The organism is Corynebacterium jeikeium (genome assembly GCF_028609885.1).
GTDB lineage: Bacteria > Actinomycetota > Actinomycetes > Mycobacteriales > Mycobacteriaceae > Corynebacterium > Corynebacterium jeikeium.
Genome location: NZ_CP063195.1, coordinates 992,642 through 1,016,209 on the forward strand (window position 1 = coordinate 992,642; position 23,568 = coordinate 1,016,209).

A 23,568-nucleotide genomic window follows, 5' to 3' on the forward strand; every position below is an offset into this window, starting at 1 on the left:
CGCCGGTTGCTAGAACACCTTCGCCAGATCGGTCTTGTACACCACCGCGTTGTAGCTGTGCCACGAGGTGGCCACCCAGTACAAGTTCCCATCGGTCTGATGCGGGTACATATAACCGCCGTAAATATCCGGCACCTGGGCCCTGGAGATCAGCGTTTTCGCGCTGCTCCAGGGTCCTTCTGGGCTATCGGCCTGGCGCAGCACCATTCCTTGAGTGGATTCGTAGAGTGCCAACCACTTGCCGAGGTGCTCGTTGTACTGCACTGATAGCTCGGAAACTCGCCCGTCGAGCACCGGCTTTGCAGCGTCCATGCGGGAGGTCCAGCCACTGCCGTCCCAGTACTCCGCGGAGCTGAAGTTAGGGAATTCCGCCTCGCTAATGCGTGCCAAGCGCGCCTGGCCGGAGCGCCCCGACGGGGTGCCGTAGACGTACACGTAGTCGTCGTCGCCTGCAGCTGCGCCCTCTGGTGCCTTGGCGAAGGCGGTCATCTGGAAGTAGTCGTTGCCACGGCTGTGTGCTGGCAAGTCAGGCAGGCGGCTGTCCTTAGAAGCCACCGAGCTGGTGCGGTAGGAGTCCGGCACCACGGAGAACGTCTTTCCGCCGTCGGTGGACTTCGCCGTCGCGGCGTAGTTCGTGCGCCACTGTCCAGGCTTGCCCCAGTCGCGCACAGACATGAAGTCCACGTACTGCGCACCATTTACCTCGATGCCTGCGGTCGGGATGATTGTCTTCTCCACACCGTCGATCTTTAGAGATTCAGGTAGGAATTCTGCGGAGTTCGCCCCCGTGGCAGGGCCACCCATGTGGATGCCATTGGAGGGATCCATATCGTCGGTCTCGTACAGAGCATTGGAGTGCCAGCCGTTGTTGCCGGCACCGCAACGGAAGGAATCACCGAACGCCGCCAGCACGCGCCCATCGCCGGAATCCCACATAATGCCCAAGTCGGTGGAGCTCAGGCCCGTCTTGTCGGTGCGGTCGGGGCCGAAGCGGCCGGTGAGCATGTGCATCGCCTCGGTATTACCGGTGACTTTCGGCATGCCCTCCGGCTTGCCGGTCAGCCACTGTGGCTGTCCGAGGCTGCCTGCAAGCGAGCCGCTGCTGCTGGCGGCCAGCCCATCGCTGGTGGTGGGAGCGTACGTCCAGCATGGATCCGCCGCGGCGTGACCCGTGGACAGTGCGGTCACGGCAGTGGCGGTAGCCAGGATCGAACCTGCGGTCAGGGTAGCGGCGAGGGTGCGACGAGAGGCGGAAATCTTATGCATGCAAGTTATATTTGCATACGCTGTCCTGCGGCGCTTGTCGAGCTCCGCTATATTCTCGGCTATGGCTAATTCCTCTCGCATTGCTTCCATCGCCGTCGCTGCCGTTCTTACCCTGTCCAGCGCCGCGGGCATCGCTGGCGCCGCGGACGCTGATTCCGCCTCTGAAACCCTCCAGCCGCTGCCGACCGTCGAGACCCCCAAGGCGCCTGCGTCGGGCAGCTTGGGCAGTTCCTCGCGCGTGCCGAAAGCCTGCCAGAAGCTGGACCAGCAAATCGAAGAGGTCCGTAAGCAGTGGGACGACGCAGTCGCCGAGCAGGACATCTACAAGGCCAATGGCCTGCGCATGGAGTTCGGCAACCTCGCCGCCAGCTACTACCAGTGCCGCCTGGCGGGAAACACTCTGGCCGGCTCGCTCTAGGCGCTAGCATGGCCTCATGATCACAATTGGGCTGACTGGTGGAATCGGATCGGGCAAGTCAACCGTCTCTTCGCGGTTGGCGGAGCTCGGTGCTTTTATTGTTGACGCCGACCTGGTGGCGCGCGAGATCGTCGAACCAGGTCAGCCAGCATTGGCCGAGCTGGCGGAGGCCTTTGACGGGGTGCTGAACCCCGACGGCACGTTAAACCGGGCGGAGCTGGCCCGGCAGGCCTTTGCCACGCCGGAGGCTACCGAGAAGCTGAACGCGATCACCCACCCGCGCATCCGCGCCCGTACCGAAGAGCTGTTTAAGGAGGGCAGGGAGTCCGGCGCGCAGGTGCTCGTCTACGACATGCCGCTGCTCATCGAAAACGGTGAGGTCGACAAAGTCGACCACGTGCTGGTGGTGGATGCTCCCGACGAGCTGCGCATCGACCGGCTAGTGCAACACCGGGGTTTGGATGAGGACGACGCCCGCCGCCGAATTGCCGCCCAGATCGACCGCGCGACCCGCCTCAATGCGGCGGACACGGTTCTGGATAACTCCGGAACCGTGGAACAGCTACTCGAGCAGGTCGACGGCTTCTGGGACGGGCTCTAGAGGCTTACCAGAAACGCGGGATGCCGGCGCCGAAGATCGGCGGCAGGCCATCGGCCACAATCGTCTCCGGGAAGATGAATAGCCCCACCGCGTCGCGGTAGCGGGAGGTGCGCTCCTTGGCCAGGTTCCGCTGCTGCACGGGATCGGACTTGGAGGCCAGGCCGTAGACGGTGGTGCGCGGCCCGAAGGCAATGCGATAGTCGCTCACTCCACGGTGCAGGTGGCTATCAGTCGTGGCAATCACCAGCTCGCGCGGCAGTGGCTTGCCATGGGGAGCGTTTTTGGCCTGCTCGTTCATCTTTCCGAACACTTTCGCGCTGTGCCACGCATTGCTGATGGTGGACCAGGAATTACCCTCCACGTGAATGCGCTGCGGGGAGATTCCGGCGCGAACCAGCCACCTCTTCATCGACTCGGCCTCCACGTGCCCGTGCTCGGTCTTGCCACCGGAAGTGATGATCGGGCTCGCCGGGTGCCGCAGCGCATAATCGCGGGCAACCTCCAAGCGGCGCTGCAGGTTCGGGTGCACGGAGCCATCCGGGTTCAGTCCATTGCCCAGCACCACCACGGTTGCGCGTGGATTGGTGGCCTTGCCAGGAGCCTTCACAGGAGCCTCCAGCACTTTGAGAATGTGGCTAACCTCGGTGCGCCGAGCGGGGGAGAGCCGGTCCAACGCCGGGCGCGGATCCTGGTTCAGATACTGGGCAGCGATGGCGGCCGCGGAGTAGGCGTCATCAACAGTGCGAGCAGTACGCGCACCGGTGGGACCAACCGGCAACAGCTCGCCAGGAATAACGACGGTGTTGGGGCCGATCGGCGCAGAACCGGCAATGATCGGCGGGACGGCGGGCGCAGCCGGCGCTGGCGCGGCAACGGCAGAAGGAGTGAGCCACAGTGAAAGAGCGATGACAGGGGCGATAGCGGCACGACCGCGGGAGAAGAGCTTCATGTGATTAACCTTAGAACGGCCACAGCAAAAGCGCTGGGTGACAGCACGGCAGGTGGTGTCCGGTGCGGTAAGTAGACTGGTGCGCATGGCCTTTGCAGCAGAACGTCCCGAATTGTCGTACTCCGAGTTCCGCCCCGTGGGGGAGGTCGAACGCTCGAATGCGAAGTTCGAGGTTATCAGCGACTACAAACCCGCCGGTGACCAGCCGAAGGCGATCGAAGAGCTGCACCAGCGCCTTGACCGCGGCGAACGTGACGTGGTGCTAATGGGCGCCACCGGTACGGGTAAGTCCGCGACGGCCGCCTGGCTGATCGAAAAGGAGCAGCGCCCCACCCTGGTGATGGCGCCGAATAAGACGCTGGCCGCCCAGCTGGCCAACGAGCTGCGCAGCCTGCTGCCGAACAACGCGGTGGAGTACTTCGTCTCCTACTACGACTACTACCAACCAGAGGCGTATATCGCGCAGACGGATACGTACATCGAGAAAGACTCGTCCATCAACGAGGACGTGGAGCGCCTGCGCCACTCCGCGACCTCCGCGCTACTGTCGCGCCGGGACGTGGTGGTTGTGTCCTCGGTCTCCTGCATTTACGGCCTCGGCACCCCGCAGTCTTACCTGGACCGCTCTGTGGTCTTGAAGGTCGACGAAGAGGTCGAACGCGATCGGTTCCTGCGCCTGCTGGTGGATATCCAATACTCCCGCAATGACGTCGCCTTTACCCGCGGCACGTTCCGCGTGAAGGGCGACACGGTGGACATCATTCCGGCCTACGAGGAGCTTGCGGTGCGCGTGGAGTTCTTCGGCGATGACATCGATGCGCTGTACTACATCCATCCGCTGACCGGCGACGTGATTCGCCAGGTCGACGAGCTGCGCATCTTCCCGGCGACCCACTACGTCGCCGGCCCGGAACGCATGGAAAAGGCCATGCAGGCCATCAAGGAGGAGCTGGCGCAACGTCTGGAGGAGCTGGAGAACCGCGGCAAGCTGCTGGAGGCCCAGCGCCTGCGCATGCGCACCGAATATGACCTGGAGATGATCCAGCAGGTGGGCTTCACCAGCGGTATCGAGAACTATTCCCGCCACATCGACGGCCGCGCTGCCGGTTCCGCGCCCGCCACACTGATCGATTACTTCCCCGAGGACTTCCTCACCATCATCGACGAGTCCCACGTGACTGTCCCGCAGATCGGCGGCATGTTTGAAGGCGACATGTCCCGCAAGCGCAACCTGGTGGAACACGGCTTCCGCCTGCCCAGCGCGCTGGATAACCGCCCGCTGACGTGGGAGGAGTTCGACGACCGCAAGGGCCAGTGCGTCTACATGTCCGCCACCCCCGGCGATTACGAGATCGCCGCCGCCCAGGGCGAGTACGTCGAGCAGGTCATTCGACCCACCGGCCTGGTGGACCCGAAGGTGGAAGTGCGCCCGACCGAAGGCCAGATCGACGACCTGATCGAGCAGATCCGCCAGCGCACCGAGAAGAACGAGCGCGTGCTGGTGACCACACTGACCAAGCGCATGGCCGAGGACCTCACCGACTACCTGCTGGAGCACGGCGTAAAGGTCCGCTACATGCACTCTGACATCGATACCCTCAAGCGCGTGGAGCTGCTCCGCCAGCTGCGCCTGGGCGAGTTCGACGTGCTCGTGGGCATCAACCTGCTGCGCGAGGGCCTGGACCTGCCGGAGGTCTCGCTGGTCGCTATCCTGGATGCAGACAAGGAGGGCTTCCTGCGCTCCGAACGCTCGCTGATCCAGACCATCGGCCGCGCTGCCCGTAACGTCTCCGGCGAGGTCATCATGTACGCCGACAAAGTCACTGACTCGATGCAGTACGCCATCGACGAGACCGAGCGCCGCCGCGCCAAGCAGATCGCCTACAACGAAGAGCACGGCATTGACCCGCAGCCTTTGCGCAAGAAGATCGCCGATATCTTGGACCAGGTCGCTGAGCTCGAAGCGGAGTCTGGTGTGGACGCCGCAGGCGGCTCCGGCGCCGAGTCCAGTGCCGGCGGGCGGGGCGAATCGCCCGAGGCCGACTGGGCGTTGGTGCGCGGTTCCAGCGACGAACCCATGGCACGCCCGCAGCTGGAGAAGCTGATCCAGGAGATGACAGAGCAGATGAAGTCCGCGGCGAAGGAGCTGAAGTTCGAGCTTGCCGGCCGCCTCCGCGATGAAATCGCGGACCTAAAAAAGGAACTGCGGGGCATGATCGAAGCTGGGTTGTAATATTAGAGTTATGTACAACACAGTCGTGGTCGGAACCGATGGGTCAGAATCTTCTTTTCTAGCAGTGCGACGCGCCGCGGGCGTAGCCGCCGCCATGGACGCGGAACTCGTCCTGGCCAGCGCGTATGTGGGGGAGCACGCGGATACCGCGACCAAGCAGACTACTGCGGTGGACGGGGAGATGTCTGCGGCTGAGGTGTTGGCGTCCGCACGAAAAGAAGCCGAAGGGGAAGGCGCGAAGAAGGTTCGCGCGGTTCTGAAGGAAGGCGACCCGGTGGAGGCGCTGATGAGCATTGTCAAGAGCGAGGAGGCGGACCTGCTGGTGGTCGGCAACCGTGGCATTAACTCGCTGACCGGGCGCCTGCTGGGCAGTGTGCCAGCCGATGCGGCACGTCAGGCGGAGTGCGACGTAATGATCGTCCACACCGTCGGCACCAGGGACTAGCCCTTCCTGATCCGCGCTAGGCCCGCTTAATCCCAAGGCAATGGGCGGGCATTCACAACCGTCAGTCCCTGGGTGGCACGAGTCATTGCCACGTAGAGGTCGTTGAGCCCCTGGGGGGAGCTCTCAACAATGTCCGCCGGCTCGACCAAGATCACCTCGTCGAACTCCAGGCCCTTCGCAGCGGCGGTATCCACAAGCACAACCTCCGCGCCAGTTGTTTCCGTCTCGGACTGCTCCGCTGCCTGCTCCGTTACAACGTCCTCTAGGCGCGAAGGGTTCGCGGTAATCACGCCGATCAGGCCAGCGTCACCCGTGAGCTCTCGAGCCTGCTCAACTGCGGCCTGAACCTGTGAACCGAGCTTGGCGCCCTCAGCCGGCATGTACCGCACCCCGGTGCCCGATTCGCGCAGGGCCAGGGGAGAAGGCTGGGAGGGGTCGATCTCGTGCAACAGCGGCGCGGCAAGGTCCGCAATATCCTTCGGGGTGCGGTAGTTCACCGTCAGCTGGTGCAGCTGCCAGCGGTCGGCCACGAAGGGAGAGAGCGCCTCCTCCCAGCTATCCACCCCGCCTGGATTGCCGGTCTGAGCCGGGTCGCCCACCAAGGTCATCCACTTGTTCGGCGAGCGGCGGAACACCATCCGCCAGGCCATCTCGCTGAGCTCCTGCGCCTCGTCCACAATCACGTGCCCGAACGCCCACCGGCTATCGGCTGCCGCGCGCTCAGCGGTGGTGCGGTGGTCGCGGACTCGCTGGCGGGCGGCCAGCGTTTCGGCGTCGATAACGTCGTAGGCCATCAGCACTTCGGGCGCGAAGCCGTCGTCCAGGTCCTGGCTGGCCGAGCCGGTCAGGATGTCCAGCGCTTCCTGCGCCTCGGTGATTTTCTCCAGCCACTGCTCGCGTTCTTCGGCGGCGGTTTCCTCGTCGGAGACGTAGCCCAGCATGTCGATCAGTTCGTCGATGAGGGGCGCGTCGGCGTCGGTCCATTCGCCGCTGGGGTGGGCGGCCAGGCCGCGGCAGGTGTCCTCGTCGTAGTCGACGGCGATGCTAGCCGGGTCCGCGTATAGCCGCTCCAGCACCTGGGTGGGGCGCAGCTCGGGCCAGAATTGCCCGAGTGCGTCCACGACTGCCGGATCCGCACCGAGTTCCTCGCGCAGGGTGGCGATGTCGCCCTTGCCCAGCAGGTTCTCGCCTCCCAGCGGGTCGGCGCCGATGCTCTCGCCCAGAGCCTCCGCCAGCGAATTCAGCCCGTGGTCCAGGAAGGCCGCCCTCGCATGGTTGTGCGGCTTGCGGGAGCGGCGCGCGCGAGTCCTGGCCGCCCTCACCATCTTCGGCGTGAGCTGCACGTTGAGCCCGTCGATGCTGATGTCGATGCTGTCTTCCGGCACGGTCTGGTACGTCTTGATCGCATCGCCCAGGATCGTCAGCATCTCCGCCGATCCCTTGACCTCGCGCGCCAGCAGGTTCGTCTCCGGCACGGTGTGCAGGTTCGGTAGCAGGGTGCCGGGGGTTGCCAGCACCACGCCGGTTTCGCCCAGCGAGGGCAGCACCTGCGAAATGTAGGAAAGGAAGCGGTCGTTAGGGCCGATGATCAGCACGCCCGTGTTATCGAGCTGCTCGCGCCACGTATACAGCAGATACGCCGCCCGGTGCAGTGCCACGGCTGTCTTGCCGGTTCCGGGTGCGCCTTGGACTACGGTCACGCCACGGTGTGCTGCGCGAATGATTGCGTCCTGCTCCGCCGCGATCGTCTCTACGATGTCCTGCATATAGGCCGTGCGCGCCCTATTGACGGCATCGAGTAGCGCTTCTTCTTTGGCGACGCCACCTCGCGGCCCAGTACCTACCGCATCGGTCGGTCCTGCCGTGATGGATAGCTGTTCGTCTGCCACGCTGCGCACCGTCCGACCACGGGTGGTGATGTGCCGCCGCGTGTGCACCCCGTCGGGGTGCAGGGTGGTGGCCAGGTAGAAGGGGCGGGCCAGGGGAGCACGCCAGTCCATCAGCAGGGTGCGCATCTGCTCGTCGTCATCGTGCAGGCCGATGCGCCCGATGTATCGGCGATCCAGGTGTTCGTTTCCGGGGACGGGGTTTTCCGCCTCCGCATCCTCCACGTCGATGCGCCCGAACATCAGGCCAACCTCTGCCGCGGAGTAGGAATCAAGGCGCTGAGCAATGTCGCGTGCCTCGCGGTCGCGCACCATCAAACCCTGTGGGTCGTCGATATCGGCCTCCAGGCGGACAGCCTTGAGCCGCTGTTCCAGTTTCTCGCGGGCCTGGTCTACCCGTTCTAGGAGGTCATCGAGGTAGTGCTGCTCGGCAGCGATGTCGTCGGTGGGCGACAAGGTGGGTGGGAGTTCCCTTCTGCGTAGTCGGTGGGGTCGGCGTGGTTGGCTAATCGTGAGTTTTTAAGGATAGAGCACGCTAGTTTACTCCCTCCGCGATGCTTTCGATAGCAAAGAACCCCTGGTAGCTGAACTAACCAGGGGCTCTAAGTGTATTTAGCTCTTACTTGAAGCGCTTTTGCGCCTGCTTCTGAGCCTTCTTTGCTCGCTTCTGGGCCTGCTTCTGTGCCTTCTGGGCGCGCTTGCGGGACTTCTTGGTGGCCTTCTGAACGTCCTTCTTCAGGCCTTCGGTGTCGAAGTCGTCCCATGCGTCCTGCGCCTTGGCAGCAGCGGACTGTGCGTAGTCGGAAGCCTGATCGCCGAACTCAGCCGCGCGCTCGCGCAGGTTGTCGGCTGCTTCCTTCCACTCATCCTGGTGCTCGTCAACGTAGTCGGCAACCTTATCCTGTACCTGGCCGGCAACTTCCTTCGTCTTGGCGAAGAAGCCCTGGGCCTGGTCGGAAGCGCTGGCGGCGAAAGCCTTGGACTGGGTCTGAGCGTTCTCCAGCATCTTCTGCTGCTCAGTCTTGCCCGGCATTGCCTGCTGCGCACGCCACTTCAGCCCCGGCTTGCCGGCGGTATCTGCGGAGGTGATAACCAGACCACCCAGCAGCGCCAGGTCGGTGACCAGGCCGCGGATCTCCTCCTTACGCTCCGCGCCATTGGAAGCATTCCAGAATGCGTGGCGGGACAGCGCGGTCGGGATCTGTACGGCGGCCAGGGTAGCGGCGGCCAGGCGCGGAGCCTTGCCGGTGGCCAGCAGGGCAGAGGCGACGACCTTGGTGGTGCCGACCACGCGCACGGTGGTCTCAGCATCGTCAGGAATCAGGCCGGCCTTATCCTGCGGCAGCACGGAGCGCAGAGTGCCGTTGATAGCCTTTGCGTCTTCTGCATACTCGTTGCTGTTCAGCAGCATCTGGGCGCCGTCAACGGCGAAAGCGGAAGCCAGCAGCGGGCGGGCAAGGGTACGGAACATTTGGGTCTACACACTCCTCTTTAGTTGGTGGCACGACCCTTGACTGCGTTTAGTCGTGCTCGAACAATCTCCCAGGTTACCTGAATCAATCTCACCCCGAGCGGAAACCTGCAGTCATCTACCAGCCTCGCGCTGCCCATTCATCGACCTTGCCCTTTTCCTCCCCAACGGACGTGGAATCCCCGTGACCAGGGTGGATTCGGGTTTCGTCGGGGAGGGTGAAGATCCTGTCGCGCACGTCGCCCAGGAGCTGTTGGAATTGCTCGGAGCTATTTGTTTTTCCAACGCCACCGGGGAAAACACTGTCACCCACCCACGCTCGTGGCACGCGCCCGTCGGCCAGATCCAGCACCGCCAAGCCGCCCGGGGTGTGGCCGCGCAGCTCGACTACCTGCAAGCCCAGCCCTGGCAGCTGTGCGCCAGCCAGGTCCAGCGATTCCAGCGATCCCTCGTCGTTTCCGTACACCCGATCCGGCGCCACGGGCAGTGCCTCGGCATCCAAGCGCGGCCCGTGGTGGCGGGCGCCTGTCGCCTTGAGGACGTCCGCCAGCGCGCGAGTGTGGTCTGCGTGCTGGTGGGTCGTGAGCACGTCGGTGATGCGCACACCCAGCTGTTCGGCCAGGTCCAGCAGGTGTTCTGAATCGTCGGCGGCATCCACCAGCAGCGCCTCACCGCCCCGGCATAGCAACCAACAATTGTTGTCCATAGAACCTACGGTCGTGACTGCGTACGTATGGGCGTCAGAACTAAGAACCTGCACGTCGCGCGGTGCGGAAAGATGGCTAAATTCGGTAACTTGCTGCATGGCACCACACTAGCGATGTCTCGGCGATGGCGTAGACTAGCAGGGTTGATGCTTCAACAATTAAGGAGTAGATAGTGGCCGATCAGCTGATTGTCCGTGGAGCCAGCGAACACAACCTCAAGGGCGTGGATATCGACCTGCCGCGCGACAAGATGATCGTGTTTACGGGGCTGTCCGGCTCGGGTAAATCCTCCCTGGCCTTCGACACGATCTTCGCGGAAGGCCAGCGCCGGTACGTCGAATCTTTGAGCTCCTATGCGCGCATGTTCCTCGGGCGCATGGATAAGCCGGACGTGGAGCTGATCGAGGGGCTGTCCCCGGCAGTTTCCATCGACCAGAAGTCCACGAACCGCAACCCGCGCTCGACCGTCGGCACGGTTACCGAGATCTTCGACTACCTGCGCCTGCTGTACGCCCGCACTGGCATCCCGCACTGCCCGGAGTGCGGCGGCGTGATCCAGCGGCAGACCCCGCAGGAGATCGTGGACCAGATTCTGGCGATGGAGCATGGGCTGAAGTTCCAGGTGCTCGCGCCGGTAGTGCGCACCCGAAAGGGCGAGTTCGTGGACCTCTTCGAGGACCTGGCCGCGCAGGGCTACTCCCGCGTGCAGGTCGACGGTGCGGTGTATCAGCTGTCTGACCCGCCGACGCTAGAGAAGCAAGTCAAGCATGACATCGACGTGGTGGTGGACCGCCTGCAGGTGAAGGAATCGCAGAAGCAGCGCCTGACCGACTCGATCGAGACCGCTCTGCAGCTGGCCGACGGGATCGTGATCCTGGACTTCGTGGGCTTGCCGGATGACGATCCGCACCGCACGCGCCGATTCTCCGAGAAAATGGCCTGCCCGAACGGTCACGCGATCCAGCTGGACGAGCTGGAGCCGCGCACGTTCTCCTTCAACTCGCCCTACGGTGCCTGCCCTGCTTGTGACGGCCTGGGCACGCGCCTGGAGGTCGACGAGAAGCTGGTGATCCCGGACGAGGACGCAGCCGTGGTCGACGCGATCGCGCCGTGGTCGTCCAGCCCGAACAGCAAGTACTTCACCAAGCTGGTGAACGCACTGGGCGAGGCGATGGGCTTCGACCCGAAGTCCCCGTGGAAGGACCTGAAGGCCACCCACCGCAAGGCCATCCTGAACGGCCACAAGACGCAGATTAAGGTCAGCTACCGCAACCGCTACGGCCGTTCGCGCACCTACAACGCACCCTTCGAGGGCGTGATGCCCTTCCTGAAGCGCAAGCTCGACCAAACCGATTCCGACTGGTCCAAGGAGCGCTACCGCAGCTACATGCGTGAGGTCGCCTGCCCGACGTGCGACGGCACGCGCCTGAAGCCCGAGGTTCTGGCCGTAACTATTGCCTCGGGCGAGCAGGAGTTGTCCATCGCCGAGGTCTCTGATCTTTCTATTGCGGACGCCAGCAGCTTCCTCGATAACCTTTCTCTAAGCAAGCGCGAGGAGATGATTGCCGGGGCGGTTCTGCGGGAGATCCAGGCGCGCCTGAAGTTCCTGCTGGACGTTGGCCTGAACTACCTGTCGATGTCCCGCTCCGCGGGCACGCTCTCCGGCGGTGAGGCCCAGCGCATCCGTCTGGCTACGCAAATTGGTTCCGGTCTGGCGGGCGTGCTGTACGTGCTGGATGAGCCGTCGATCGGCCTGCACCAACGCGATAACGAGCGGCTGATCCGCACCCTGGAGCACCTGCGCGATCTGGGCAACACCCTGATCGTGGTGGAGCACGACGAAGACACGATCCGCACGGCCGACTGGCTGGTGGATATCGGTCCGCGAGCTGGCGAGTACGGCGGCGAGATCGTGTACCAGGGCGAGCCCAAGGGCATCCTCGAGGCGAAGGATTCCTTGACCGGCCAGTACCTGTCCGGTGAAAGGGTGCTGGCTGTCCCGGAGAAGCGCCGCCCGATTGATACGGACCGGGTGCTGACGGTACACGGCGCCCAGGAAAACAACCTGAAGAACGTGGACGTCACCCTGCCGTTGGGCGTGCTGACACTCATCACTGGCGTATCGGGCTCCGGTAAGTCGTCCCTGATCAACGGCATTGTGGCGAAGTCTTTGAGCAACACCCTGAACAAGGCGCGCCAGGTGCCGGGGCACCACAAGAAGATCACGGGCACGGAGCACTTGGACAAGCTGGTGCAGGTGGATCAGAGCCCGATTGGCCGTACCCCGCGATCCAACCCGGCCACGTACACGGGCGTGTTCGACAAGATTCGCAAGCTATTCGCCGAGACGACGGAGGCCAAGGTACGCGGCTACACCGCGGGCCGGTTCTCGTTCAACGTTAAGGGCGGGCGTTGCGAGGCCTGCCACGGCGACGGCACTCTGAAGATCGAGATGAGCTTCCTGCCCGACGTGTACGTGCCCTGCGAGGTCTGCGAGGGCGCTCGCTACAACCGCGAGACGCTGGAGGTCCACTACAAGGGCAAGTCCATCGCCGAGGTGCTGGACATGCCGATTTCCGAGGCAGCGGAGTTCTTTGAGCCCGTTACTTCGATTTCCCGCTACCTGAACACCCTGGTGGATGTGGGCCTGGGGTACGTCCGCCTGGGGCAGGCGGCCACCACCTTGTCCGGTGGTGAGGCACAGCGCGTGAAGCTAGCCGCCGAGCTGCAGAAGCGTTCCAACGGCCGGACGGTGTACATCCTCGACGAGCCGACCACCGGCCTGCACTTCGAGGACATCCGCAAGCTGATGCTGGTGATCCAGGGGCTCGTGGACAAGGGCAATAGCGTGTTCATCATCGAGCACAACCTGGACGTCATTAAGGCTGCCGACTGGATTGTGGACATGGGGCCGGAGGGCGGCTCCGGCGGTGGCACCGTTGTTGCCGAGGGAACCCCGGAGCAGGTTGCGGAAGTGGAGGCCTCCCACACCGGCCGCTACCTGCGGTCCATGCTCTGATCCTGCATCCGGGGCTGCTGGGGTTGCTGAGCCTGTTGCTGCATCGGCGGCTGTGGCTGTTGAGATTGTTGTGGCATCGGCGGCTGAGGCTGCGGCACTCGCGACTGCGGGGGAGTCTTGTTTGGCTTCTCGCGGGTGATGGCGGCAACCAGTAGCACCATGCCGCAGATGAGGAACGCCAGGGCCTGCACAAGGCCACCGAGGACGGACAGGTCGTAGAAGACAAGCTTGGCGGTGGCGATGATCGCCAGCATCAGGCCGGGCTTCGAGTTGTTGCGGTACAGCAGGTACACGGCGCCCAACATCCAGCTGACGGAGATCAGCACGTGCGCCACCATGAATGACAGCTTCGTGGTGGAGATAGCCATAGCGACGGCGGGGATTGCGGAGGAGGCGAGCACAAGGGTGACTACGCCGATAACCAACATCGTCACTTCCGAGTTGGACTGCTTACCCGGAATCTCGCGTCCAGCAATTCCGCGCAGGCCGGTCTCGAGGAGGTATTGGTGGCGGTACAGAAGCGCCACCGCTAGCGCGAGGCTGACTACCAGGACGATCGCCGAGTCCGGAACACGCATGTTACCTGCCCCGACCCAGCTGCGCGGTGCGTAGGTGAACACCGCTAGGAAAGAGCACATTAGTGAGATCCATGCGACATTCTTAGGCATGCGCGGCAATCCCCATACAACGGCTGCGGTGTATAGCAGCAGCCCCACAGCGACGATGATGCTCCCATATCCAAACACCGAGGCCTCAGCGGGGGAATGCCGTAGTTCAGAATCCAATGCGTACCACTGGAAGAAGCGGATGATGAAGACAATGGGGAGAGTACCGGCGGAGATTATGAAAGCGAACGCGTTGGCCAGCTGTGGTGGAAGCGGTTCTGTTCCTGGAATCTGGAAGTCCGCTTGGAAGATGCCGCCGTTGACGCGAGCGATGATGTATGCGCACGCAGTTACTAGGGAGATAAAGGCGACGGCCGCCCAGGAATTGCTGGACAACAGGCACACCGACGGAATGATTACCACGGCTACTACGCCGCTGAGGTGAAGCTGGCGGGATGCAAACGGTGGGACGAAGCTGATAATCGTCACGAGCGCGAAGCCCACCACGCCGAGCAGGAACGTCGTAAGTATGAAGGGTGCACTCAGCAGCATCGCGCAGATGTAAGTAATGGTCGCGGTGGTCTGAAGCTTGAACCACGGGCGGCCCCAACGGGCTGCGAAGCCGCAGATAGCGGCGGCGATCAAGCTGCCAGCGAAGTAACCATTGTGAATTTCGCGTTGCACTTCCTGGTCGGCGGGGAACATAGAGAGGAAGCTCGCTGCCGCCGGCAGGATGAATAGAGGCGCAAAGGCGGTGACAACCACCGCGAGGACTTCCTTCTTCCAGGCATAAGCCAGTGCCAAAGAGCCGGCACATATGACCACCGTCAGCACGCTACCGAGCGCCTCACCGAACCATCCCAGGTTGAACACCGCGACCCAGAGGTCCGCCAAACCGCCCAGAGTGGCAACTATCAATAGCGCCGAGGAGCTCACTCCGTCTGGTTGCTTCTTGTGCACGATTGTCGACGTCACGGCCAAACCGCCACAGATCACCGCAGCGAGAATGACCGCTCCCTCCGGAGTAAGGATTCCGGAAGCGTAGGCCAATAGAGCCAGGAAGGTGAGGCCGACAACCGTGATGGAGCCGCCGATGATCGCCAGCAGGCGAGTGACCAGGTCCTCCTTTTCCCACCACTGTTGCAGCTTGTTCGGCTCCTTTGGCTCCTGCTGCTTCGCAGCTGGTTGGGGCTGTGGCTGAGGGGTAGCTTGTCGCGACGCCTGCGGACGGGGAGCCTGCGGACGCGTTGGCGCTTGCTGCTGCGGCGGTGTGGGCTCCTGGCGCGGCGGTTGTGCAGGGCGCGCCGGGTGGTGCTGCGCCTGTTGTGGCTGCTGCTGACGCTGAGTCGGCGTGGGTTGAGGTTGTGCGAACCGAGGCTTGGGAGCTTGAGGTCGCTCCATCTTGCGTTCAGCTGGCGCAGGGGAGTGCTTCTGTGGAGGGTGAGCCGGTGGAGCCTGTAAGCCCGGTTTGGGGCGCGGAGGAGGTGAGGCTGGGGGCGTCACTAAGGAAGAAGAAGCAGCTCGTTGCGCCTGCGAGAGCCTTTGCTGATTCATGGCGACCTCCCGCAGAATGCGGATCATCTGCGTTTGCGCCTGCACCTGCGAGCGGGCAAGGTCATCGATACGCCTCATGAGGTCGTTGGTGGGTTGTGCGGATCTATTAGAAGAGTTGTTCATGGCTCAAAAGTTTATTCTCTCTTGGCGCACCAGGGCGCAGTAATGGTTTTGGTAATTGCCCGGACGATTGTTATACTTCCAAGCACTACCGTCTCGTTCCGTCGGTTTGAGTCGCTTTTATCTCAAATCTGGCTTAAACAAACGGAAACGGGCTGCAAGTGGAGATTCCTTCTCCCACCTGGAGACCTCCTTTAAGGAAGGGCTCGGGTCGTAGCCACAGGCACGGATGGGTTCAAGAGAATCCAGAAGTGTAATGCGTGATGCAGGGCAGTTGTTCCCGCCGGCGCAAAGTGGCTGTGATTGTGGGGGAACATAGGGGATCTTCAGTACTGCAGGGGTCGGTAAGACATTAACCAAACTGCTACTGAGGAGTTCACATTAGCGCAGAAGCTCGCATCAACGACCGTATTCGAGTCCCTGAGGTCCGACTCGTCGGTCCAGGCGGCGAACAGGTCGGTATCGTCAAAACAGACGATGCGCGAAAGCTGGCCTATGAAGCTGACCTCGACCTTGTAGAGGTTGCACCGAACGCCAAGCCGCCCGTGGCAAAGATCATGGACTACGGCAAGTTCAAGTACGAGCAGGCCCAGAAGGCCCGCGAAGCTCGTAAGAACCAGCAGCAGACCGTGGTGAAGGAACAGAAGTTCCGTCCGAAGATCGACGACCACGACTACGAGACCAAGAAGGGCAACGTCATCCGTTTCCTGGAAAAGGGCTCCAAGGTCAAGGTCACGATCATGTTCCGCGGGCGTGAGCAGTCTCGCCCGGAGCTCGGGTTCCGGTTGCTGGAGCGACTGGCAAACGACGTCGAGGAATACGGCGTAGTTGAGACCCGTGCCAAGCAAGACGGTCGCAACATGACCATGGTGCTGGGCCCGGTCCGCAAGGGCAAGAAGTAGTAACAGAACTAGTTGTTAGAGGTTTTTCACCAATGAAGCAGAAGACTCACAAGGGTGCCGCAAAGCGCATCAAGATCTCCGGTTCCGGCAAGCTGCGTCGCGAGCAGGCTAACCGCCGCCACCTGCTGGAGGGCAAGCCCTCCAAGCGCACCCGTCGCCTGAAGGGCACCGAGGACGTCGCTCCGGCCGATGTCAAGCGCATGAAGCGTCTGCTGGGCAAGGCATAACTTAAAGCCCGCTTTTCCACCCCTATACACCCAACCGCGCCATCGAGTGGATTCAGCGCTTGAGAAAGTGCTGGTTCGAGGCGCGCACTCTTAAAGAAAAGGAAGTATCACCGTGGCACGTGTCAAGCGCTCAGTGAACGCCAAGAAGAAGCGTCGCGAAGTACTGAAGTCCGCCAAGGGCTACCGTGGTCAGCGCTCCCGCCTGTACCGCAAGGCAAAGGAGCAGATGCTCCACTCCAAGACTTACGAGTTCCGCGATCGCAAGGCTCGTAAGAACGAGTTCCGCAAGCTGTGGATCCAGCGCATCAACGCTGGTGCTCGCCAGAACGGTATGACCTACAACCGTCTGATCCAGGGCCTGCGCCTGGCCGAGATCGAGGTCGACCGCAAGAACCTGGCTGAGCTGGCCGTCAACGACTTCGACGCATTCACCGCTCTGTGCGAGGCTGCAAAGGCTGCCCTGCCGGAGGACGTTAACGCACCGGCTGCTTCCTAAAGCCAGCCCTAAACGCGTAACGCGCACCCCATCCTGGACATCCAGGGTGGGGTTTTGTCGTATAGGGTCATATGCAAGCTGCGATTCCCGATAGATTGGAGGGGCAGCCCCGGATATAGCCGGGCAGAAGTCCGTTAAAAGCTAAGGAGAATCCGCATTGAAGACCTACACACGCGCCGCACTGGCAGCAGTCCTGGCTTTGTCTCTCAGCGGTTCCCTAGCATCCTGCAACATGAGCACTAACGAAGACGCCGAACGGGCCATGCAGGAAGCCTCGGAAAGCTCAGGAGGCTCGGAAAGGGCCGGTGATGAGGATCTTTCCTATGCCGATATGCCAGAGGAGGACTTTGCAGCGAAGGCCGCAAAAACTGTCGAGGAGTTCATTCAAACCAACTTTGATTCCGCTTTGGTCAAGACAATCGAAAGGCTCCCCGACGAGGATAAGGAGCTGCTCAAGCGGGCTAACACGGTGGCCAACGTCGAGAAGCTCTCCAACGAAGAGAAGGATGAACTCTTCGAAGTAGCCGACAAGGTGTACAACGTGCGTCACTTCATCGCGGGGGTTGATGACATGAGCGATGAAGACCGCGGTGCGGTAGTTGTTGGTCTGAATTACAGCCTCGACGGTGTCTGGCGGTTTTTTGGTGGCCACGGCGCGATGGAGGTGAAGGCACATCCGGAGAAGGCGAAAGTCGATAGTGCTCGTACGAAGGTGGAGTTCCCGATGGGTTCCCTCGAAATGCACATGCATGGCATCGAGGCGAGTCAGCAGGAGCCCCTTGCCGTTGTCGTGGACGGCGGCCAGCTTCGCATTCATGGCCAGTACCTCATCGACATTGCACACGAGGCCAAGGATGGGACGATGACTCGTACTCATTCCAAGAACGGCGTTACCACGACGGAGAAGGAGCAGATGACCCTGTTCGAAAACTAGGTCAATTATGCTGTGGGGTATGAACCCGCAGGATGCCCAAGAGCTTTTCACCGAAAGAACCCCTCGCATTGTCAACGCAGCCAAGCTTCACCGGTCGGCTGCACGCAAGAAGGCGGGGGTTTTCCTTGTGGAGGGGGAGAACAGCGTAGAGGCCGCCATTGCCACCGGAAGTGCCACGGACGTGTACGTCACGCTGGCCGCCGCGGAGCGCTTCGAGCCGATTATCCGCACCGCCGGCTACCTCAATATCTACGTGCACTACATCACGGACAAGGCCGCCAAGCACCTTTCTGATACCGCCACGACTACAGGTTTGTTTGCCGTGTGCAAGCCGGTGCTGTGGTCTGTCGGTAAGGTTTTGACGCCCCAGCCTCAACTGGTAAGCGTCCCAGTGGAAACCAACGACCCCGGCAATGCCGGCACCCTGATCCGAGTGGCCGATGCCATGGGCGCGGATGCCGTGGTGTTCGCCGGAGAGACTGCTGATCCGCAGTCGTGCAAAGCCGCTCGCGCCTCGGCCGGCTCCCTGTTCCACGTGCCGGTGGCCCGCTCCACCAACGTGAAGGACGTGTTGGGTCAGCTGCGTGCCCAAGGGTTGCAGATTCTCGCCACCGCGGCAGACGGTGAGGTCAGCCTGGATGACGCCGGGGAGATCCTCACCAAGCCGACCGCGTGGCTGTTCGGTAATGAGGCGCACGGGCTGGGCGAGGAGCTGCTGGCCGAGGCGGACCTGCGGGTTTCCATTCCTATTCGTGGGCGCGCGGAATCCCTCAACCTTGCCACCGCGGCCTCCATCTGCATGTATGAATCGTCCCGCATCCAGGCAGCGGCCCGTGAGACTGCCGGGGGAGCAGTCGAAGACTGATAGCCCCAACTCGGTGCGGCAGTGGGTCAGCCGGGTATTATTAACGAGGTTAAGCCGTGCACGTAGAAAGAGGAGCGCACTGAAGTGACGGATTCCGCGGACACTCCCCAGGTAGAGCTTTCGGAGCAGGGGCTCAACGCCGCAGCAGACGCAGCCGAGAAGGCCTTTTCCGAGGCTGCAAATCTGGAGGAACTGGCGGCCGCTCGCCGCGAGCACCTGGGCGACGATGCCCCCATTCCGGCCGCCCGCCGTAGCCTGGGCAGCCTGCCGAAGGATCAGCGCAAGGACGCTGGCCGCCTGGTGAACATGGCGCGGGGTCGCGTTGAAAAGCGCTTCGCCCAGGTCAAGGCCGAGCTCGAGCGCAAGCGCAACGAGGAAGTCCTGCGCGCCGAGCGCATCGACGTCACCGAGCCGACCACCCGCGGCCAGCGCGGCGCCCAGCACCCGATCACCATCCTGTCCGAGCAGATCGCAGACATCTTCGTCGGCATGGGCTGGGAGATCGCCGACGGGCCGGAGGTCGAGGCCGAGTACTTCAATTTCGACTCCCTGAACTTCATCCCGGACCACCCCGCGCGAACGCTGCAGGACACCTTCCACATCGCTCCGGAGGGCTCCGGCCAGGTGCTGCGCACCCACACTTCTCCGGTGCAGATGCGCACGATGCTCTCCCGCGACCTGCCGATCTACATCGCCTGCCCGGGCCGTGTGTTCCGCACCGATGAGCTGGACGCCACCCACACCCCCGTGTTCCACCAGGTGGAAGGCCTTGCAGTGGATAAGGGGCTGACGATGGCGCACCTGAAGGGCACGCTGGATCACTTGGCCAAGACGCTGTTTGGCGAGGAGGCCAAGACCCGCATCCGCCCGAACTACTTCCCGTTCACCGAGCCCTCCGCAGAGGTGGATGTCTGGTTCGCCGACAAGAAGGGCGGCGCCGGCTGGATCGAGTGGGGCGGCTGCGGCATGGTCAACCCGAACGTCCTGATCGCCGCGGGCGTAGATCCGGAGGAGTACTCCGGCTTCGCCTTCGGCATGGGCATCGAGCGCACCTTGCAGTTCCGCAACGGCCTGCCCGACATGCGCGACATGGTTGAGGGCGATGTGCGCTTCACCCTGCCGTTCGGCGTGCGCCGCTAGAGAAACTTAAAACCCCAGAGCAACAGAGCATCCCAGAGCACCCCATCTAAAGCCCCAATCAAGGATCTTTCGAAAATCATGCTTATTTCCCAGTCGTGGCTGACCCGAATCCTGCAGACCTCCAACCCACAGTGGAGCGTGAGCGCCGAGGAGTTCGACGCCGGCTTCGTCCGCGTTGGCTTCGAGACTGAGGGGTACGAGGCGATCCCCGAAACCACCGGCCCGCTGGTGATCGGTCGCGTCGAGAAGATCGAGGAACTCACCGAGTTCAAGAAGCCGATCCGTTACTGCGACGTCAACGTCGGTGAGGCTAACGGCACCGGCGAGCTGCAGCACATCATCTGTGGCGCGCGGAATTTCGCCGAGGGCGACAACGTCGTCATCGCCCTGCCCGGCACGGTGCTGCCCGGCCCCTTCGAGATCTCGGCACGTAAGACCTACGGCAAGATCTCCGAGGGCATGATCTGTTCTGCGATGGAGGTGGGCCTGGCCAGCCAGCAGAACGCGGGAATCATGACTATTTCTGACGCCGATCTCGCCAGTGCCAACCTCAAGGTAGGCGACGATGCGCGTGAGCTGCTGGGTTTGCAGGACACCATCTTCGACGTGAACATCACCCCGGACCGCGGCTACGCGCTGTCGGCCAGGGGACTCGCCCGCGAGTTGGCGTCCAGCTTCGACCTGCAGTTCCGTGACCCGGCGCAGGATCCGGCAGCAGCGGCGATGCGCAACGACCTTTTCGCCGGCCTGCCCGGCACCGACGGCGAGGTGCAAGCGCTGAAGGTCGACGAGGACACGAAGTGCTCTAAGTTCGGCATGCGCAAGGTCACCGGCATCGACCCGCAGGCGGAGTCCCCGCTGTGGCTGCAGCGCGAGCTGATGCTGTGCGGCCAGCGCCCAGTGAACCCGGCGACGGACGTGACGAACTACGTGATGTTCCTGCTGGGCCAGCCGATGCACGCCTTCGACGCAGACAAGGTCAGCGGAGAGCTGCACGTTCGCCTGGCACAGAAGGGGGAGAAGCTGACCACGCTGGACGACGTGGAGCGCACCCTCGACCCCGAGGACGTGGTGATCTCCGACGACTCCGGTGTGCAGTCGCTGGCTGGCGTGATGGGTGGCTCGACTTCCGAGATTTCCGAGACGACCACCAACGTGCTGTTCGAGGCTGCGCACTGGGATCAGATCACCGTGGCCCGCACCTGCCGCCGCCACAAGCTTTCCTCCGAGGCCTCCCGCCGCTTCGAGCGCGGCACGGATGCCGCCATCATCGAGGATGCCCTAGACTTCGCCGTCGCCCTGCTGGTGAACATCGCGGGCGGCGAAGTAGAGGAGGGGCGCACCCTGGTCGGCGTGGTTCCGGAGATGCCGATGATCACCATCCACACCTCCCGGCCGGGTAAGACCGCAGGCAAGATCTACCCGGACGGCACCACCATTTCTCGCCTGCGGGAGGTCGGCTGCGAGGTGCGTGAGACCGGCTCCCGCGACGATAACGGTGCCCGCGAGATCGAAGTCACCCCGCCGACCTGGCGCCCGGATCTGACGATGCCTGCCGACCTGGTGGAGGAGGTCCTGCGCCTCGAGGGGCTGGAGGACATCCCCTCTATCGTCCCGACCGCCCCGGCTGGCCGCGGCTACACCCCGCGCCAGCGGATGCGTCGCAACGTGGGCCAGGCTCTAGCCTGGGCGGGCTATGCAGAGATCCTGCCGACCCCGTTTATCGCCAACGACGTGTTCGACGTGTGGAACCTGCCCGCAGATGACCCGCGCCGCCTGACGGTGAAGGTGCAGAACCCGCTGGAAAGCGACTACGCCTGCATCGGCACCACTCTGCTGCCGTCCATGATCGAATCCCTGCGCCGCAACGTCACCCGTGGCCAGCGCGACGTCGCCCTTTACGGCGTGGAGCAGGTGTCCCTGCCGAAGTCGACTAAGCCGTTCTCGCCGATGCCTTCTGTGAAGCAGCGCCCGGGGACTGAGGAGCTGCAGGAGCTACTGGATTCCCTGCCCGCCCAGCCGCTGCACGTGGCCGTTGTGGCCACGGGTAACCGCCAGCTGCAGGGTATCTGGGGCGAGCCGGAATCCTTCACGGCGGCCGACGCCATCGAGTCCGCCCGTGTGGTCGCCCGTGCCGCAGGTGTGGAGATCACCGTGCGCAATGCAGAGTACTTGCCGTGGCACCCGGGCCGCTGCGCTGAGATCCTGGTGGGCGACAAGGTCGTTGGTCACGCTGGCGAGCTGCACCCGCAGGTCTTGGAGCGCGCAGAGCTGCCGCCGCGCACCGTGGCCATGGAGATGAATCTCGACGCGCTGCCGCTGGAGGAGACTTTCCCGCGCCCGGTGCTGTCGGCTTTCCCGGCGGTCCTGCAGGACATCGCGGTCGTCGTTGACGAGGCCACCCCGGCTCAGGATGTTGAGGATGCTCTGCGCGCTGGCGCTGGCGAGCTGTTGGAGGAGATCCGACTGTTCGACGTTTACCACTCCGAGGCTCTGGGTGAGGGCAAGCGCTCGCTGACCTTCAGCCTGCGTTTCCGTGCGCCCGACCGCACCCTGACGGAGGAAGAGGCCAGCAAGTCCCGCGAGGCGGCTCTGCAGTCCGCCACTGAAAAGGTCGGTGCGCAGCTTCGCGCCTAGCTGCATAATTCCCACAAACCTGAATAATTTGCATTTTGGGTTCGAGTAGGGCAGAATCGCCCTATGTTGAAAATTGCAGTAGCAGGCGCCAGCGGGTACGCGGGTGGTGAGGCCCTTCGCCTCCTATTAAATCACCCCGGCTACGGCGTGGACTTCGAAATCGGTTCGCTGACCGGCGGTTCCAACGCGGGCACGCGATTCGGCGATCTTAACCCGGGGCTACCCGCCCTGGCGGATCGCGTGCTCGAAGAGACGACCGAGGAAGTTCTCCGCGGACACGACGCTGCAATCCTGGCCCTCCCTCACGGAGTCTCAGCCTCCCTGGACCTGCCGGAATCCATGAAGATCGTGGACTGTGGCGCGGACTACCGCCTGAAGAATGCCAACCACTGGGCGCGCTTCTACGGCACCCCGCACGCCGGCACCCGCACCTACGGCATCCCGGAGATGCCCGGTCGCAGGGAGGAAATCGCGGCCACTAATTACGTCGCCGCCCCCGGTTGCTTCCCGACTGGCGCCACGATGGCCCTCATGCCCGCCATCGCTAGCGGCCTGATGGCACCGCAGATCAGCGTGGTTTCCGTCACCGGCACTACCGGCGCTGGTAAGAAGGCCGCCGTGAACCTACTGGGTTCGGAAACCATAGGTAACCTGCGCGCCTACGGCGTGGGCACCCACCGCCACGCGCCGGAGATCAAGCAGAGCGTGGAAGAGCTGCTGGCCCCCGGCTACTCCTCGGACGACGTGCACGTTACCTTCACCCCGGTGCTGGCTCCTCTGACCCGCGGCATCCTCACCACCGTCACCGCCCCCGCGCGTGGCCAGGCTCGCGATATCCGCCGTGCTTACGAGGAGTTCTGTGCCGACGAGCCCTTCCTCCACCTGCTGCCGGAGGGCCAGCAGCCGGAGGTGAAGAGCGTCGTCGGCTCCAACATGGTGCACATCCAAGTAGAAGTCGCCGATGGCATGGTCATCGCCACCAGCGCCATCGATAACCTCACCAAGGGCACCGCAGGTGCCGCCATCCAATGCCTCAACCTGATGTTCGGTTGGGAAGAAACCGCGGGACTCCCGCAGACGGGGCTCTGATTCA

General features: G+C 63.2%; 19 protein-coding genes. 13 read left to right on the top strand and 6 right to left on the bottom strand.

Features of this window, described 5'->3' with window-relative positions:
• Positions 1-9: 9 nt before the first annotated feature.
• Positions 10-1,266, bottom strand: coding sequence for a DUF4185 domain-containing protein (locus CJEIK_RS04355; RefSeq protein WP_005295760.1), 1,257 nt, complete (start codon positions 1,264-1,266; stop codon positions 10-12).
• 61 nt (positions 1,267-1,327) lie between these two features.
• Here CJEIK_RS04355 and CJEIK_RS04360 point away from each other — a divergent pair, with 61 nt between their 5' ends.
• Both CJEIK_RS04360 and coaE read left to right on the top strand, forming a co-directional pair.
• Positions 1,328-1,684 (top strand): hypothetical protein, encoded by a 357-nt coding sequence (locus CJEIK_RS04360; protein WP_034965145.1) that lies wholly within the window; start codon positions 1,328-1,330, stop codon positions 1,682-1,684.
• Between the two features lie 16 nt (positions 1,685-1,700).
• Positions 1,701-2,285, top strand: a complete 585-nt coding sequence (gene coaE / locus CJEIK_RS04365; protein ID WP_005295758.1) for a dephospho-CoA kinase — start codon at positions 1,701-1,703, stop codon at positions 2,283-2,285.
• Positions 2,286-2,289: 4 nt separating this feature from the next.
• On the opposite strand, the gene CJEIK_RS04370 is transcribed toward coaE, so the two are convergent.
• The gene (locus CJEIK_RS04370; protein ID WP_005295756.1) at positions 2,290-3,234 is read right to left on the bottom strand and encodes a YdcF family protein; all 945 of its coding nucleotides are present in this window, start codon (positions 3,232-3,234) and stop codon (positions 2,290-2,292) included.
• Positions 3,235-3,319: 85 nt separating this feature from the next.
• Between CJEIK_RS04370 and uvrB the strand changes: the two genes are divergently transcribed.
• Together uvrB and CJEIK_RS04380 are read left to right on the top strand one after the other, a co-directional pair.
• The gene (gene uvrB / locus CJEIK_RS04375; RefSeq protein WP_035009035.1) at positions 3,320-5,467 is read left to right on the top strand and encodes an excinuclease ABC subunit UvrB; all 2,148 of its coding nucleotides are present in this window, start codon (positions 3,320-3,322) and stop codon (positions 5,465-5,467) included.
• A gap of 10 nt (positions 5,468-5,477) precedes the next feature.
• Positions 5,478-5,912, top strand: a complete 435-nt coding sequence (locus CJEIK_RS04380) for a universal stress protein (protein ID WP_005295751.1) — start codon at positions 5,478-5,480, stop codon at positions 5,910-5,912.
• 26 nt (positions 5,913-5,938) lie between these two features.
• On the opposite strand, the gene CJEIK_RS04385 is transcribed toward CJEIK_RS04380, so the two are convergent.
• The 3 genes from CJEIK_RS04385 to CJEIK_RS04395 all read right to left on the bottom strand — a co-directional run bounded on the left by CJEIK_RS04385 (position 5,939) and on the right by CJEIK_RS04395 (position 10,074).
• Positions 5,939-8,254: a HelD family protein gene (locus CJEIK_RS04385; protein ID WP_005295750.1), complete on the bottom strand. Its 2,316-nt coding sequence runs from the start codon at positions 8,252-8,254 to the stop codon at positions 5,939-5,941.
• 163 nt (positions 8,255-8,417) lie between these two features.
• The gene (locus tag CJEIK_RS04390; protein WP_005295748.1) at positions 8,418-9,269 is read right to left on the bottom strand and encodes a DoxX family protein; all 852 of its coding nucleotides are present in this window, start codon (positions 9,267-9,269) and stop codon (positions 8,418-8,420) included.
• Between the two features lie 118 nt (positions 9,270-9,387).
• The gene (locus tag CJEIK_RS04395; RefSeq protein WP_005295746.1) at positions 9,388-10,074 is read right to left on the bottom strand and encodes an MBL fold metallo-hydrolase; all 687 of its coding nucleotides are present in this window, start codon (positions 10,072-10,074) and stop codon (positions 9,388-9,390) included.
• A 74-nt stretch (positions 10,075-10,148) separates the two neighbouring features.
• On the opposite strand from CJEIK_RS04395, the gene uvrA reads away from it, so the two are divergent.
• Positions 10,149-12,995, top strand: coding sequence for an excinuclease ABC subunit UvrA (uvrA, locus tag CJEIK_RS04400; RefSeq protein ID WP_005295743.1), 2,847 nt, complete (start codon positions 10,149-10,151; stop codon positions 12,993-12,995).
• On the opposite strand, the gene CJEIK_RS04405 is transcribed toward uvrA, so the two are convergent.
• Positions 12,974-15,277, bottom strand: a complete 2,304-nt coding sequence (locus tag CJEIK_RS04405) for a membrane protein (RefSeq protein ID WP_034965140.1) — start codon at positions 15,275-15,277, stop codon at positions 12,974-12,976. The genes uvrA and CJEIK_RS04405 overlap by 22 nt on opposite strands.
• A gap of 377 nt (positions 15,278-15,654) precedes the next feature.
• Here CJEIK_RS04405 and infC point away from each other — a divergent pair, with 377 nt between their 5' ends.
• From infC to argC, 8 genes are all read left to right on the top strand, one after another.
• A complete protein-coding gene (gene infC, locus CJEIK_RS04410) occupies positions 15,655-16,176 on the top strand; it encodes a translation initiation factor IF-3 (protein ID WP_077536299.1) in 522 nt (173 codons plus the stop codon).
• A gap of 32 nt (positions 16,177-16,208) precedes the next feature.
• Positions 16,209-16,403, top strand: a complete 195-nt coding sequence (gene rpmI, locus CJEIK_RS04415; RefSeq protein ID WP_005295736.1) for a 50S ribosomal protein L35 — start codon at positions 16,209-16,211, stop codon at positions 16,401-16,403.
• A gap of 112 nt (positions 16,404-16,515) precedes the next feature.
• Positions 16,516-16,899, top strand: coding sequence for a 50S ribosomal protein L20 (rplT, locus tag CJEIK_RS04420; protein ID WP_011273437.1), 384 nt, complete (start codon positions 16,516-16,518; stop codon positions 16,897-16,899).
• A gap of 232 nt (positions 16,900-17,131) precedes the next feature.
• Complete coding sequence (locus CJEIK_RS04425) at positions 17,132-17,833, top strand: hypothetical protein (protein WP_005295731.1); 702 nt, start codon at positions 17,132-17,134, stop codon at positions 17,831-17,833.
• A 7-nt stretch (positions 17,834-17,840) separates the two neighbouring features.
• Positions 17,841-18,698 carry a TrmH family RNA methyltransferase gene (locus CJEIK_RS04430; RefSeq protein ID WP_005295729.1) on the top strand — a complete coding sequence of 286 codons (858 nt, stop codon included), beginning with the start codon at positions 17,841-17,843 and terminating at the stop codon, positions 18,696-18,698.
• 84 nt (positions 18,699-18,782) lie between these two features.
• Positions 18,783-19,838 (top strand): phenylalanine--tRNA ligase subunit alpha, encoded by a 1,056-nt coding sequence (pheS, locus tag CJEIK_RS04435; RefSeq protein WP_005295726.1) that lies wholly within the window; start codon positions 18,783-18,785, stop codon positions 19,836-19,838.
• Positions 19,839-19,916: 78 nt separating this feature from the next.
• Positions 19,917-22,475, top strand: coding sequence for a phenylalanine--tRNA ligase subunit beta (gene pheT / locus CJEIK_RS04440; protein WP_005295724.1), 2,559 nt, complete (start codon positions 19,917-19,919; stop codon positions 22,473-22,475).
• Between the two features lie 63 nt (positions 22,476-22,538).
• On the top strand, positions 22,539-23,564 hold the full coding sequence (gene argC / locus CJEIK_RS04445) for an N-acetyl-gamma-glutamyl-phosphate reductase (RefSeq protein ID WP_005295721.1): 1,026 nt from the start codon (positions 22,539-22,541) through the stop codon (positions 23,562-23,564).
• Positions 23,565-23,568: the final 4 nt, after the last annotated feature.

Excerpts from the sequence above, each read along its gene's own strand:
- CJEIK_RS04355 (WP_005295760.1), bottom strand. The coding sequence starts at position 1,266 with ATGCATAAGATTTCCGCCTCTCGTCGCACCCTCGCCGCTACCCTGACC.
- CJEIK_RS04360 (WP_034965145.1), top strand. The coding sequence starts at position 1,328 with ATGGCTAATTCCTCTCGCATTGCTTCCATCGCCGTCGCTGCCGTTCTT.
- coaE (WP_005295758.1), top strand. The coding sequence starts at position 1,701 with ATGATCACAATTGGGCTGACTGGTGGAATCGGATCGGGCAAGTCAACC.
- CJEIK_RS04370 (WP_005295756.1), bottom strand. The coding sequence starts at position 3,234 with ATGAAGCTCTTCTCCCGCGGTCGTGCCGCTATCGCCCCTGTCATCGCT.
- uvrB (WP_035009035.1), top strand. The coding sequence starts at position 3,320 with ATGGCCTTTGCAGCAGAACGTCCCGAATTGTCGTACTCCGAGTTCCGC.
- CJEIK_RS04380 (WP_005295751.1), top strand. The coding sequence starts at position 5,478 with ATGTACAACACAGTCGTGGTCGGAACCGATGGGTCAGAATCTTCTTTT.
- CJEIK_RS04390 (WP_005295748.1), bottom strand. The coding sequence starts at position 9,269 with ATGTTCCGTACCCTTGCCCGCCCGCTGCTGGCTTCCGCTTTCGCCGTT.
- CJEIK_RS04395 (WP_005295746.1), bottom strand. The coding sequence starts at position 10,074 with ATGCAGCAAGTTACCGAATTTAGCCATCTTTCCGCACCGCGCGACGTG.
- CJEIK_RS04405 (WP_034965140.1), bottom strand. The coding sequence starts at position 15,277 with ATGAACAACTCTTCTAATAGATCCGCACAACCCACCAACGACCTCATG.
- rpmI (WP_005295736.1), top strand. The coding sequence starts at position 16,209 with ATGAAGCAGAAGACTCACAAGGGTGCCGCAAAGCGCATCAAGATCTCC.
- CJEIK_RS04425 (WP_005295731.1), top strand. The coding sequence starts at position 17,132 with ATGAGCACTAACGAAGACGCCGAACGGGCCATGCAGGAAGCCTCGGAA.
- CJEIK_RS04430 (WP_005295729.1), top strand. The coding sequence starts at position 17,841 with ATGCTGTGGGGTATGAACCCGCAGGATGCCCAAGAGCTTTTCACCGAA.
- pheT (WP_005295724.1), top strand. The coding sequence starts at position 19,917 with ATGCTTATTTCCCAGTCGTGGCTGACCCGAATCCTGCAGACCTCCAAC.
- argC (WP_005295721.1), top strand. The coding sequence starts at position 22,539 with ATGTTGAAAATTGCAGTAGCAGGCGCCAGCGGGTACGCGGGTGGTGAG.